Below are 13,686 nucleotides of genomic sequence, written 5' to 3' on the forward strand. Positions count from 1 at the left end.
TCTTAGTTGGCCGAGACAAGACTTTGGGCCCAGGCGATAGCTTCTTCTCTATTTTGAAACAACTCGTAAGGAACAGGGGAGAACTTCTTTTCGAAATTGGCTGTTTGCAACCTTTCCATTTTCTGACTGATCACGGCAATACCTTTTAAAGTATTGGTCTGAATAAGATCTATATAAATAACCGGGTTCACATTATAATTATTTTTCCGGTTGGTGATATAGACATAGCCTTTATCTCCAAAATGCTCACTGCAGATCTGTCTTAGCTCGTTAACATGTTCCTGGTCAAAAACAATATCTTCCTTAATTGTCGAGACCACTACAGAATCATAGAATTCGAGCGTAGTGAAACTTAATTTCTTTGTTTTTAATGGCAGGGTCATGATGAAAGATAGCCATTTATTCGAAGAATGAAAAAACTGAACTTCCATATTTTCTACTTTCCCGGAAGTTTTCCAGGTCTGATAGGTCTGTGTGCTTGGAGTGTTCCACAATTAGCTGACCATCTTCATTGAGTAAGGATCTCTCAAAAACAAGTTCAGGTATTTTAGCGAAATCAGATTTTTCCAGGTCATAAGGAGGGTCTGCAAAAATAATATCTGCCTTGATCGGTGCCTTTTCTAGATATTTGAAGACATCACTTTTAATCGTAGTAATTGGGAAATCCAGTTCAGCAGAAGTTTTCTTTATGAATTTGATACATTCAAAATTAGCGTCTACCGCGGTGATGTTTTCAGATCCTCTTGCGGCAAATTCGTAGGAGATATTTCCGGTTCCCGAAAAAAGATCCACGACGCTTACCGAGGAAATATGGTAAAGATTATTAAGGATATTGAACAAAGCCTCCTTCGCTACATCTGTAGTTGGACGCACCGGTAATTTTGAAGGAGCAATGATCCTTCTTCCTTTATGAGTGCCTGAAATAATTCGCATTATAAAGATTTAATTAAAAGGTATTCTGACAGTTCTTGTTCAGGTTTAGCCTTTTCTTCAAAGGTAAAAGGATGGAATGGTCCCATAAAAGAAATATTCTTAATATAATCCCAGATCATTTTATATTCTTCAGAATCCTTATTGATATCACCCATCAGGATAAGTTCAAATTTATTGGGATCCAGGTTTAACTGTTCGGCAGTAAAAAGAAGATAGTATAAAAAGTCTTCCTTGGTATCATATTCAAAACTGTTCGCAAAGATCAGTTTTCCATTTTCAATGATCACAAGCTCATAATGACCAAAAAGAGCATGAAGATAAACTTTTGGTCCGGTAGTTTCTTTTGGTAACTCCAGTAAAGAATCTATAAGAATACTTAAGCCGTGACGGTATTCGAATTCACCATACCGGTCAAAAAAGTAATTAATGATGTTGGTGTAGGGGATATAGACGTTTACGATTTCATCCTTCAGGTTATCAAAGGCGATAAAATCTGTCTTAAGGATACGGGTATTGAACTTAAGATAACTAGCGGCCTGTTCTTCGTCGAATAACTTTTCTGGAACAAGACTGAAGAGGGCGTTGTTGAAAATAAGATTTACCTCGTCTACTTCCTGGTTGAGCATTTCTTCCTGCTCATAGATTTCCTCAATTTTCTTGAGAATTTTTATGGGATCAAGCTGTTTCTTAAAGTTAACCTTCTTGAAATAGCTGATGGTATCCTTCTGCAGGATACAAAAAGAAAGTCCATTCAGGCTAACCTGAATGGACAGTTTCTTATAGTGGTTTGTTTCGTTATTCGTTGTCACCATAAACTTTTGGCCAGTTACCGCTGGTATTGACCTCGCTCATAGAACCTACGCTAATGTATCTTCCGTTTACATCATCAACAGACTGGATCTCGTTTTCCTGAAGAACCAATGTTCTGTCTTGATCGGCAAGAATCGTAGCTTTAGCAACTTTTACTTCGAAAACAGGAATTTGTGATTCACCTTTAGTGATAGTTCCTGCTTCAAGGTCAAATTTAGCATCAACACCTTCGATAGGAATATTCATCATGTTGCGGTATCTTTCTTCGTTGCCTTTGAACAATGAGTCTTTTACCGGTACGAAACCTAGAGTATCGATAACTACACTTTCTATATACTGGTCTACACCATATGTTTTCTTGTATTCCTCATCAAGATACGTTGTATCTCTACGTTGAGTAATAGCGAACTCTGCAGTATCAAGGAATTTTACCAGGCTATCCCAGTCTCCCTGAAATTTTCCAGTTACCTCTTTATGCGCTAATTCAGAAGATCTGATATCCTTAAGGTTCTTGATAACCTTAGCGTATCTTTTTTCTTTTATTTTGTTGAATTGGATCGGTTCGTAAACCGCGTTGAAAGTAAGATATGCCAGGAAGATAATTACCAACCAAAGAAGTATCTGTATTACAAATCTCATGCTCTAAAAGTTTATGTTTTAATTTGAAGGTTATTGGTTACACGCAAATCTACAACTTTTTTTTATTCGTAAAAGTTTCTGTCATAAAAATCCATTCTTATCTTTGAGATTTTATGCACTTTATATGGAAAAAACCACTCCGGATTCCTTTTTCAAACTCTTAATTGATGATCTTGGATTTGCTGCAACAGATAAACAAAATGTTGCTTTACAAATGTTATCTGAATTCGTCGTAAACGGAGGGAAAGACCGGCTTTTTCTTTTAAAGGGATTCGCAGGAACAGGGAAGACGACCATTATCAGTACGCTGGTAAAGAACTTATGGAAGATCAGGAAATCTGGTGTTTTACTTGCTCCCACCGGCCGTGCGGCAAAGGTCATCTCGAATTATTCTAAAAAGGAAGCATTTACGATCCATAAAAAGATTTATTTTCCGAAGAAATCCAGTGGAGGAGGGGTGCAATTTACCTTGCAGCCAAATAAGCATAAAAATTCACTTTTTATTGTAGATGAAGCCTCGATGATCTCAGATGATGGGGGAAATTCAAAATTATTTGAGAACGGATCTCTTTTAGACGACCTTATTCAATATGTATATCAGGGGCATAACTGTCAGTTAATTCTTATTGGGGATACGGCCCAGCTTCCTCCAGTGAAAATGGAACTGAGCCCTGCTCTGGAAGAGGAAAAACTCAGAATGAATTACAATAAAGAAGTTTCGTTCATAGAGCTTGACGAAGTGGTAAGGCAAAGTGAAGGCAGTGATATTCTTCATAATGCAACCCTCATCAGGGAAAGTTTACAGGAGGGGTTTTACGAAAGCTTCAAATTTGAACTTACTCAAAATGCAGATGTGGTTAGACTGGTGGATGGCTATGAGATCATGGACGCCATACAGGATTCTTACGGCATCAATGGATATGAAGACACCAGTATCATTGTGCGTTCCAATAAAAGGGCCAATTTATACAATCAGCAAATAAGGTCCAGAATACTTTTCCAGGAAGAAGAACTTTCTGCCGGGGATTATCTTATGGTGGTCAAGAATAATTATTTCTGGGTAAAACCTACCAGTGAAGCTGGTTTTATCGCCAATGGAGATATAGTTAAGGTTCTTGAAATCTTCGGATTTAAGGAATTGTATGGTTTCCGCTTTGCGGAAGTGCAGGTGCAAATGGTAGATTATCCTAAAATGAGACCTTTTGAAACCGTTATCATGCTGGATACACTTACTAGTAATACTCCTTCGCTAACTTACGAGGAATCTAATAAGCTCTATGAAGAGGTGAAAAAGGATTATGCTGATGAGCGTTCGAAGTATAAGCAGTTCATGAAGGTTAAGAACAATAAATACTTCAACGCTTTGCAGATCAAATTCTCTTATGCCATTACCTGCCACAAATCGCAAGGTGGACAATGGAAAAATGTATTTATTGAGCAGCCTTATTTACCGAACGGAGTAGGAAAGGAGTACCTAAGGTGGCTTTATACGGCCGTAACCAGGGCTCAGGATAAATTATACCTCATAGGCTTTGGCGATGATTTTTTCACATCTAACTAATTATTACTTTTACTGAAAAATTTATGAAAGGACCAGCTAAAAATAAGATCATAGCGATGATTCCCGCTCGTTATGAAGCATCGAGATTTCCGGGTAAATTAATGCAAGACCTTAATGGGAAAACTGTGATCACCCGTACTTATGAAGCTGCGGTAAGAACCGGGTTTTTTGATGAAGTATATGTAGTTACAGATAGTCAGAAAATCTTTGATGAAATTATTAACGCTGGTGGACAGGTTATAAGAAGTAAGAAGGAGCATGAATGTGGAAGCGATCGTATTGCTGAAGCTGTTGAACACATGAATGTTGATATCGTGGTAAATGTTCAGGGAGACGAGCCATTTATAGATAAGAACAGCCTGGCGAGTTTGCTGGAAGTATTTCAGCAGGAAGGAGCTGAAGAAATAGACCTGGCTTCTCTTAAAACTGCCCTTAAAGAGAGCGATGAGATCACAAATCCTAATAATGTAAAGGTCATCACCGGGAAAGAAGATTTTGCTTTGTATTTCTCAAGGTTCCCTATTCCTTATCCCAGGGATACTTCAGCCAAAGTGACTTATTATAAGCATATTGGGATCTATGCCTTTAGAAAATCTGCTTTGATGGATTTTTACAGGCTGCCTATGTTGCCATTGGAAGCTGCTGAAAAGATCGAATGTATAAGATATCTTGAATACGGTAAAAAGATCAAGATGGTAGAAACCAGTGTAAAAAGTATAGGTATAGATACTCCTGAGGATCTTGAAAAAGCAAGAAAGCTGTTAAGTTAATTATTAACAGCTTCCTTATAGGTTTTTAGTGCACGTTCACGAGCCTCCTTATGATCAACCATTTTTTCCGGATAATCATCTGTGCCGAATTCAGGTACCCATTCTTTAATATATTCTTTATTCTTGTCGAACTTATCTATCTGGGTGGTAGGATTAAATATTCTGAAATAAGGCGCAGCATCAACCCCACTACCAGCAGCCCATTGCCAGTTCCCTACATTAGAAGACATTTCGTAATCCAGTAGTTTTTCAGCAAAATATGCTTCGCCCCAGCGCCAGTCAATCAATAAATGTTTACAAAGAAAAGAAGCCACTAACATTCTTACGCGATTATGCATATAACCAGACTTATTTAATTGGCGCATTCCTGCATCTACCAGGGGATAACCGGTTTTTCCCTCTTTCCATAATTCGAATTCATCTTCATTGTTACGCCATTCGATACGATCGTACTTCTTTTTGAAAGCTTCGGTAGTGGTATCGGGATAATGGTGAAGTATCTGCATAAAGAATTCTCTCCAGACCAATTCGTCCAGAAAGGTTTTGTTTTTTTCCTTATTAGCATCTCTTACCATCTGGCGAACGCTTACCGTTCCAAACCGAAGATGTGGACCTAACCTGGAAGTACCTTCTACGGCAGGGTAGTCGCGTTTATCTTTATAATCCTGAATAAGACCGGGGGTGACCTGATAATCTGGAACTTCTATGGAAGATTTTTTGAAACCCATATCGCTTAAACTGAGATTTGGTAACCTGCTATTTTCAATGAGGTTGTCGCTATATCTCTTGGTATAATGGAAATCGAGTTCGGTATTCTTGAATTTCTCACGCCAGGTATTTTTGTAGGGAGTATATACCACGTAAGGATCTCCGTCCTGTTTCACCACTTCATCTTTCTCAAAGATAACCTGGTCTTTAAAGTCAAGGAATTCAATATCATTATCTTCTAAAAGGTCTTTGATTTTTTTATCCCTTTCCTTAGCATAAGGTTCATAATCCCTGTTGGTGAACACCTTTCCTATTTTATGATCCTTGATGAGATCTTTAAAAACTTCTTCCGGGGTTCCATGATACATTCCAATAGAACTTCCATTTTCCTCCTGCAGCTTATCGCGCATTTTTTGCAGGGTCTCAAAAATAAAGCTCACCCTGGCATCATCTTCAGGAAGTTTATCCAGGATCTCCTTATCAAAAATAAAAATGGGTAGAACCGGTAGATCATCGCGAAGTGCAGCCTTAAAACCGGCATTATCATCAAGTCTCAGATCTCTTCTAAACCAAAAGATATTTACTTCCTTTCCCATTAATTATTGTTTATTGTAGATAAACCGCCATCAACGCCTAGTGTCTGGCCGGTGATCCAGCTACTGTTATCGCTAAGTAAAAATGCAGCTAAGTTTGCAATATCTTTAGCTTCTCCAACTCTTTTAAGCGGATGCCTGTTATTCATTTTTTCTCTTTTATCATCGTTGGATAATAATTTCTCCGCTAAAGGGGTATCGGTAAGAGAAGGAGCGATCACATTTACCCTGAAATTTGGAGCGTATTCTGCCGCTAGTGATTTGGCAAAACCTTCGATCGCGCCTTTTGCCGCGGCAACATTCGTATGGAATGGCATTCCAACTTTTACCGCCACTGTACTAAAGAACACCAAGCTAGCCTGTGGAGATTTTTTCAGTTTATCCAGAACTCCCTGCACACTTCTAACCATTCCAAAAAAGTTTAGCTGCATTTCTTTTTCAAAACTTTCCGGTTTTATCATTTTGAAAGGTTTCAGGTCAATAGATCCTGGACAATATACGAATCCGTCGATCTGATCTGGAAGATCAAGGTCTTTGATATCATCTTTTAAAACATCAAAATCAAGATGGGTGATTTTATCGGTATCCAGGTCCCCGGTATTTCGGGATGCTACAATAATATTGTGGTCATTACTCAGAATTTCTGAGATCTGAAATCCAATTCCGGTAGAGCCACCTATTAATAATATATTTTTTTTCATAATGATTAGTTTAATATATCCTGTTTTAGGGTTTCTGTTTTTGAAATCTCTTCCTGGTATTCACCAAAAAGTTCCAGGAGCTTTTCCTGTCTGTAATCAAATATTTCCTGAAGCTTTGGTTTTACCAGGAAAGGATGGGCCATTTGTCCCAGTATTCCCATTGGTAATTTATAATCTATCACATCTTCCATTTCCACACCTCCGGGAATCGCCTTTATAAAGTGCTTATGGTGCCAGAGAGAGTAGGGTCCGAACCGTTGTTCGTCCACAAAATATTCTCCTTCTTTAACGTGGGTAATTTCGGTTACCCATTTTGTCTTGATACCGGCAATTGGTGTAACTATATATTGGATAATTTGTCCCGGGAACATAGGCCGGTCTGCACCAGAAAGGATCTCAAATCCCATATAATCGGGAGTGATAACCTTCAGGTTGCGAGGGTCTGAAAGGAAGTTCCAGGCCTCTTCAACTGAAATAGGTGATTTCTGGGTGCTGTGTAAATTATAAAGTTTCATTCTTATTATTTGGGATAAAATTACATTTCATTTTGTTTAAAAGGAAATAATTAAAGTTAAACAAAATATAAACCATTCTCTTGAAAAGCCTATTTTTGTGTTCTTTTACAACAGCTTCTTGTTATATTTACTTAAACTAAAATTTAAAAGCATGAAAAAACTATTATCTCTTGTATTCATTATGTGTCTTACAGTTTCTGTAAGTGCTCAGATACAAACTCCCCAACCAAGTCCGGCGATTAAGATCGAACAAAAGGTAGGGCTTACCGATGTTACCCTTGAATATTCCAGGCCTGCAATGAGAGGAAGAACCATATTTGGCGATCTTGTTCCCTATGGTGAGGTATGGAGAACCGGGGCAAATGCCAATACCAAGATCACCTTCAGTACAGATGTAATGATCAACGGGAAGAAACTAAAAAAAGGTTCATATTCTATCTATTCGATCCCGAATAAAGATTCATGGGAAATGATGTTCTATTCCTCTACAGATAATTGGGGCGTACCTCAAAACTGGGATGAGTCTAAAGTAGCATTAAAGGCTAAAGCTGAAGTTACCAAGCTACCAATGACCATGGAATCTTTTACGATAATGATCCATGATCTTAAAAATGATTCAGCAAGTTTGAATTTTGCCTGGGCAAATACCAAAGCAACTTTATCTCTGGGAGTTCCTACAGAAGAAATTGCAACGGCCAGTATAGAAAAGGTGATGAATGGCCCAACAGCTAATGATTATTTTGCAGCCGGAAGCTATTACCACGAAGCAGGAAAAGATCTTAATAAAGCTTACGAATGGGTGAGCAAAGCTACCGAAATGGCAGGGGATCAGGCGTTCTGGATGTTAAGAAGAAAGTCTTTGATCGAAGCCGAAATGGGTAAAAAAGATCAGGCGATCGCGACCGCTAAAAAGTCTTTGGCTTCTGCTGAAAAGGCTAATAACGCCGATTACGTGAAAATGAATAAAGAATCTATTGCGGAGTGGGAAGGAAGTAAATAATTTTCTCCTAGTTTATAATATTAAAGGTTTTCCTATATTATTTCGTCAAGCTGAATTTATTTCAGTTTCTCATAAGGTCCTGAAAATAGTTCAGGAAGACGGGTAAACAGGAAAACCTTTTTTAATACTCTAAACCGATCTGTTCTCTGATGGCATCAAGAAGTTCCATCAATCCAAGGGTTTTATCAAGTGGCCAGATGTCACTTTCTGTTTTTCCCTGTTGCAGCATTTTAGTTACATGCTCCGCTTCAAAATTGTATCCCCTGGTCTTTACTCCAAAATCAAAAGTTTCTTCATTTCCTTCAGAAGTGATCCTTACAGAGGTAGGCTCATGAAACCTGGAGTTTAAAAATATCTTTCCTTTTTCCAGTTCTATTTCTCCAGTAGTGGGAGTCTTTTCCAATAAGGTTGAAAACAATTCTGCCTGGACTCCATCATTGTAATTGAACCTGATATCACAGGACGCATCCACATTGGTTTCGGTGAATCTAGCTTTTGCCTCAATTTTATCGGGTTTTCCAAGAAGGCTGTAAGCCAAAAATACCGGGTAGATCCCAATATCAAGGAGACTACCGCCGCCAAGGTCCTTATTAAACAGGCGCTTGGATTTGTCAAATTCCGCCTTAAATCCAAAATCAGCTTTTAAAGACTTGATCTTTCCCATTTCGCCGGACTGCACCTTATCCATCACCAATTGAAAATGGGGTAGAAACCTGGTCCATAAAGCTTCCATCAGGAAAACACCTTCTTTTCGGGAAAGCTTAATCATTTCACGAGCTTCCTTAATATTCATGGCAAAAGGCTTTTCACATAATATTGCTTTGCCATTTTTTAAACACTGCACGGTAAGCTCATGGTGAAATACATGCGGCGTCGCGATATAAATGACGTCTACCTTCTCGTCCTGCATTATTTGCTCGTAGGAGCCATAGCCTGCTTTTGCACCATGTTTTTCAGCAAAAGAAAGTGCATTCTCACTACTTCTACTGGCTACGGCATATAGTTGTGCGGTCCTGGTTGCAGAAAGATCTTCAGCAAATTTGTTCGCGATCTTTCCCAGACCTATGATTCCCCAATTTACCTTTTTCATGTTGTCTTTAATTCAGTTTTATTCTTCGTAAAAAGCTGTATGAAATAAGCGATAGCCATCACCAGTGCACATCCAAGAACATTGAGCCATAAATAGGGCATAAGCTCAAGTTCAAAAACCAGGAATATGATCGCCTGGGTAATGATAGCAGCGATAAATACCGCGTTGCTTTTTACAGGTTTTATGAAAAATGCCAGCAGGAATATTCCGAGTACATTTCCGTAGAAAAGACTTCCAATTATATTTACCAGTTGAATAAGGTTATCAAAAAGATCGGCGAGACTGGCAAAAGCAATGGCAATGACACCCCACATCAAGGTAAACCACTTAGATGCTGCCAGGTAATGTTCTTCACTTTTGGCCTCTTCATGGTTACGTCTGTAAAGATCTATAACCGTAGTAGAAGCAAGCGCGTTAAGTTCTGATGCCGTGGAAGACATGGCCGCAGATAGTATCACCGCCAGTAAGAGGCCGATAAATCCTCGTGGCAGGTTATTCAGAATAAAGTGGATAAATACATAATCCTTATCATTACTTTCAGCATCTTCATCTGAAGCGTCTATGAATAATTTGGCTTCTTCCCGAACTTCTTTCTGCTGCTTCTCAAGCTGAAGGTATTCCTTTTCAAAATCGGCCGTTTGAGCTTCATTGTAAGAAGATCTATTTTCAGCATATTCCAGGCTTATATTTTGTTTTCTTTCCTGTATTTCGTCATTTACCAGCATAAGGTCCTTATACTGTTCAGCGTAATTTGAATTCAGTACAGTTTCTGTCGCGGCGGGATTAAAGTTTAAAGGAGCGGTATTGAACTGGTAGAAAACAAAAACCATAACACCTACCAGAAGTATAAAGAACTGTAATGGGACTTTGAGTAAACCGTTAAAGATCATTCCCAACTGACTTTCCCTGACAGATCCGCCTGAAAGATATCTTTGTACCTGGCTTTGATCTGTTCCAAAATAGGAGAGAGCCAGGAAGCTTCCGCCTATGAGTCCACTCCAGAGGGTGTAGCGATTCTCAAAATCGAACGAATAGTCCAGCACATTCATTTTACCACCTTTGCCAGCGATTTCCAAAGCATTAGTGAAACTTACCGAATCTGGCAGGTAACTTAAGATTATAAAAAAAGCGACGACCATACCGGTGAATATCACCGCCATCTGTTGCTTATGGGTTACGCTTACGGCTTTGGTTCCCCCAGAAACGGTATAGATAATTACCAGCACCCCAATAATTACGGTTAACGTAGTGAGGTTCCATCCAAGTACAGCTGAAAGAACGATAGCCGGTGCAAAAATTGTAATACCGGCAGCAAGACCTCGTTGTACAAGGAAAAGAATCGCAGTTAAGGTCCGTGTCTTACGATCGAACCTTGATTCGAGATATTCGTAAGCGGTATAGACCTTCAGCCGGTGATATATAGGGATAAAAACCATACAAATGATCACCATGGCGATAGGCAATCCAAAATAGAACTGCACAAAGCCCATCCCATCATGAAAGGCCTGTCCCGGGGTGGAAAGGAAAGTGATCGCGCTGGCCTGGGTAGCCATAACCGACAGACCTATGGTCCACCATTTGGCATTTTTACCTCCACCTATATAATCTTCGACATTCTTACTTCCACGTGATTTATATACTCCATACCATACAATAAAGGCTATAGTTCCGGTAAGGATGATCCAATCTATTAACTGCATATTAGGCGAAATAATTCATTATTAAATAAAACGCCAGTATGTAGATCGCGTTGGCGACAAGTACCAGGGTGTAGCTCTTTTTCCAATGGTAAGTTTCAGGTTTTTCCATTATTTACCTATTGAGATTAGATTCGCAAAAAGTCTGAAGGCTCCGGGAACGGCTTCCGGAAATTGTCTGAAAAAGCTGATTCCGGTATAGATGTAATATCCTTCACCGTATTCTGCTACCAGCAGGCTGCCATTGCTAGGCGTTTCTCCTTCATCATGCATGCTGAAGATAGGAGTGAAATTTTCATCCCAGCTGCCTGGAAAATACAATCCGCGTTCCTGTACCCAGCCATCGAAATCTGCTTTGGTAAGTTTATTAGGCGTATTTAAAACAGGATGATCTGGGGCTAAAAAACTAACCTCGGCATTTTCATTGGTGACCCGGTTTCGGGATAAGCTCAATTTGTAAGGTGAAAGATCATTCACCACCAGGCCGCGATTGGTATTATACTGCACGATCATCGTGCCGCCATCTTTCACGTATTCATGTAATATATCCTGTTTGAATTTAAGGGCGCCTATAACATTAAAAGCTCTTATTCCCAAAACCACCGCATCATATTTCTTAAGGGAATTAGCAGTAATATCTTGAGGGGAAATCTTTGTGACCGTATATCCAATTTGTTCCAGGCTCTCTGGTACCACGTCTCCGGCACCTTCGATATAAGCTATATTCTGTCCTTTTTTACTGATATTAAGTTTCACAAGTTTCAGGCTTGCAGGAACTATCAGGTTTTGATCGGGGATATGTTCGTAATTGATCTCCACCAGATTTTGGCTATATACTTTCCCGTTAATGGTAGCTTCAGGAATAAGCCTGGTCTCGTTCTGACCTTCTGGAGGTGTTATTTTAAATCTTAAATTCTCGGTACCGCCAGATGTTTCTATTGAAAAACTGGTTTTTATAGGTTCTACCTTCCAGCCATTACCGGCCCTAAGGTTTAACTCTCCTTTTAAATTCGACCTTTTTGAAGTAACCTGTATACTGATCTCTTTGGGTTCAACCGTATTGAAAATAAGCACATCCTCTTTAAATTTTAGATCTACTGGGGGTACGACCTCAAAATTCTTATAGGTTTCTCCATAAACATTGTCATTATATTTATAGACAACCGGTCTATCGAAACTTACAGGAGTTCCGTTAAGCGATAAGTTGAAAGTTGCCTTGGTATTTAAAGGAGTCTCGGGCAGCCCCCTTAATTTCTGATCATTTACCGTGTACATACCCATGGTTCCGGTTTCTTCCAGCCAGTAAGGTGTCGTATATTCGGCCGTAGGAGGGATCCTGAAAGTCATATTGCTATCCCAGCCATTATTATTTTTAAGGCTTACCTGAGGTTTCATTACCGAATTGTTCGGAGTTAATTCCACCGAATTCAAAACGATATCCATGTTACTTCTGTTTATCGCTTCCAGGTTTACCTGTAGTTCTTCAGATGGCGTGATAAAAGGCTTTTCTGCAACCGCCTCCAAATAAAGACCGGAGCAGGCGTAGATGATATCTTTGATCTCTTCAGTTTTCACCTCTTTCCAGTGACCATCTTCCAGGTCCTGTATTAAATTATAAGCCTGCACAAGTTGTGGGAGACTTTTGGATGGATCGGCAAAATCAAAATCATTTTCAACTTCGGCAAGTATCTTCCCGATCTCTTCACCGCCTTTTACCCGATTCCAGCTGGTGTCAATTCCGTCGAAAACATCAGCTTCTTTTGATGGCATATCTCCCTTTAAAAGTTCGAGATACTCCATTTGCTTTCCACGGCTACCGGTGCTTCCAAATCCCTGTGAACGATGCTGACTTCTGCTGATGGAAGCGATCTCGGTGTTAGACATTCCTCGTAATGGAAAATAGGTGCCGGTATCGAAGCTCAGGAACTTGGATTTGTCTGCAGCTGCAAATGCTTCATCTCCTCCATAGAACCAGGGAGAGGTATTAAAGAAAAGTCGTTTGGGTTGAAAAGGTTTTACATAATCAAGTTGCTCCTGGTAGGCCGTCTTTTTCCCGGCAAGATCAAATGCCTCTACACTCAATATGGCAGAAGAGGTATGATGACCATGGGTGCTGCCCGGGGTTCTATGATCGAACCTGTTTATTATTACATCGGGTCTGAATTTCCTGATGATCCAGACCACATCGCTTAGAACAGCGTCTTTATTCCAGATCTCTAAAGTTTCTGAAGGTGCTTTTGAATACCCAAAATCATTTGCGCGGGTAAAGAATTGTTCCCCGCCGTCCACTCGTCGTGCCGCGAGTAACTCTTGGGTTCGTATTAATCCAAGTTGTTCCCTTAATTCGGGACCTATAAGATTCTGGCCACCGTCACCCCTGGTGAGGGATAAATAAGCTGTTCTCGCATTTTTCTCATTAGAAAAATAGGAGATAAGCCTGGTGTTTTCATCATCGGGATGTGCCGCGATATATAAAACTGAACCTAGAAAATTCAGTTTTTTAATATGATTATATATTTCTGAAGAACTCCATTTTTCCGGAGCCTGCGCTTTACTGAATGAAAAGCAAAGAAGGATCAGGACAAAAACTAATTTCCGCATTAGATTAAGGGTTTTACCAAATATAAAAACTTTAAAACCTCCAATCCGAATAATTTAGTCTTCTTTTG

13 protein-coding genes are annotated in these 13,686 nt (G+C 39.5%); 3 read left to right on the forward strand and 10 right to left on the reverse strand.

Annotated features, from left to right (window positions below; translation table 11 throughout):
- Nucleotides 1–2: 2 nt before the first annotated feature.
- From C8P64_RS06960 to C8P64_RS06975, 4 genes are read right to left on the reverse strand one after another with little or no spacing between them, the layout of a single operon-like run.
- The gene (locus tag C8P64_RS06960; protein ID WP_146167192.1) at nt 3–431 is read right to left on the reverse strand and encodes a hypothetical protein; all 429 of its coding nucleotides are present in this window, start codon (nt 429–431) and stop codon (nt 3–5) included.
- The gene (locus C8P64_RS06965; protein WP_108171363.1) at nt 400–933 is read right to left on the reverse strand and encodes an RsmD family RNA methyltransferase; all 534 of its coding nucleotides are present in this window, start codon (nt 931–933) and stop codon (nt 400–402) included. Before C8P64_RS06965 ends, C8P64_RS06960 begins: the two co-directional genes overlap by 32 nt.
- Complete coding sequence (locus C8P64_RS06970; protein ID WP_108171364.1) at nt 933–1,745, reverse strand: DUF3822 family protein; 813 nt, start codon at nt 1,743–1,745, stop codon at nt 933–935. The genes C8P64_RS06965 and C8P64_RS06970 overlap by 1 nt, the downstream gene beginning before the upstream one ends.
- Nucleotides 1,729–2,382, reverse strand: a complete 654-nt coding sequence (locus C8P64_RS06975) for a hypothetical protein (protein ID WP_108171365.1) — start codon at nt 2,380–2,382, stop codon at nt 1,729–1,731. The genes C8P64_RS06970 and C8P64_RS06975 overlap by 17 nt, the downstream gene beginning before the upstream one ends.
- Before the next feature lie 124 nt (nt 2,383–2,506).
- Between C8P64_RS06975 and C8P64_RS06980 the strand changes: the two genes are divergently transcribed.
- Entirely contained in the window at nt 2,507–3,943 is a 1,437-nt protein-coding gene (locus C8P64_RS06980) for an ATP-dependent DNA helicase (protein WP_108171366.1), read from the forward strand.
- Between the two features lie 23 nt (nt 3,944–3,966).
- Nucleotides 3,967–4,713, forward strand: a complete 747-nt coding sequence (gene kdsB / locus C8P64_RS06985) for a 3-deoxy-manno-octulosonate cytidylyltransferase (RefSeq protein WP_108171367.1) — start codon at nt 3,967–3,969, stop codon at nt 4,711–4,713.
- Here kdsB and C8P64_RS06990 read toward each other — a convergent pair.
- From C8P64_RS06990 to C8P64_RS07000, 3 genes are read right to left on the reverse strand one after another with little or no spacing between them, the layout of a single operon-like run.
- Nucleotides 4,710–6,017 (reverse strand): cryptochrome/photolyase family protein, encoded by a 1,308-nt coding sequence (locus C8P64_RS06990; RefSeq protein WP_108171368.1) that lies wholly within the window; start codon nt 6,015–6,017, stop codon nt 4,710–4,712. The genes kdsB and C8P64_RS06990 overlap by 4 nt on opposite strands.
- Nucleotides 6,017–6,715, reverse strand: coding sequence for an SDR family NAD(P)-dependent oxidoreductase (locus tag C8P64_RS06995; protein WP_108171369.1), 699 nt, complete (start codon nt 6,713–6,715; stop codon nt 6,017–6,019). Before C8P64_RS06995 ends, C8P64_RS06990 begins: the two co-directional genes overlap by 1 nt.
- A 5-nt stretch (nt 6,716–6,720) precedes the next feature.
- Nucleotides 6,721–7,230: an SRPBCC family protein gene (locus C8P64_RS07000; protein ID WP_108171370.1), complete on the reverse strand. Its 510-nt coding sequence runs from the start codon at nt 7,228–7,230 to the stop codon at nt 6,721–6,723.
- A gap of 151 nt (nt 7,231–7,381) precedes the next feature.
- Here C8P64_RS07000 and C8P64_RS07005 point away from each other — a divergent pair, with 151 nt between their 5' ends.
- Nucleotides 7,382–8,230 carry a DUF2911 domain-containing protein gene (locus C8P64_RS07005; RefSeq protein WP_108171371.1) on the forward strand — a complete coding sequence of 283 codons (849 nt, stop codon included), beginning with the start codon at nt 7,382–7,384 and terminating at the stop codon, nt 8,228–8,230.
- A gap of 121 nt (nt 8,231–8,351) precedes the next feature.
- Here the strand turns inward: C8P64_RS07005 and C8P64_RS07010 are convergent, their stop codons facing one another.
- From C8P64_RS07010 to C8P64_RS07020, 3 genes are all read right to left on the reverse strand, one after another.
- On the reverse strand, nt 8,352–9,320 hold the full coding sequence (locus tag C8P64_RS07010) for a Gfo/Idh/MocA family protein (protein ID WP_211307601.1): 969 nt from the start codon (nt 9,318–9,320) through the stop codon (nt 8,352–8,354).
- Nucleotides 9,317–11,020 carry a sodium:solute symporter family protein gene (locus C8P64_RS07015; RefSeq protein ID WP_108171373.1) on the reverse strand — a complete coding sequence of 568 codons (1,704 nt, stop codon included), beginning with the start codon at nt 11,018–11,020 and terminating at the stop codon, nt 9,317–9,319. The genes C8P64_RS07010 and C8P64_RS07015 overlap by 4 nt, the downstream gene beginning before the upstream one ends.
- A gap of 108 nt (nt 11,021–11,128) precedes the next feature.
- Entirely contained in the window at nt 11,129–13,618 is a 2,490-nt protein-coding gene (locus tag C8P64_RS07020; RefSeq protein ID WP_108171374.1) for a PIG-L family deacetylase, read from the reverse strand.
- Between the last annotated feature and the right edge of the window lie 68 nt (nt 13,619–13,686).

Origin of the sequence: Christiangramia gaetbulicola (assembly GCF_003054225.1) — a bacterium.
In the GTDB taxonomy this organism is placed as follows: Bacteria; Bacteroidota; Bacteroidia; order Flavobacteriales; family Flavobacteriaceae; genus Christiangramia; species Christiangramia gaetbulicola.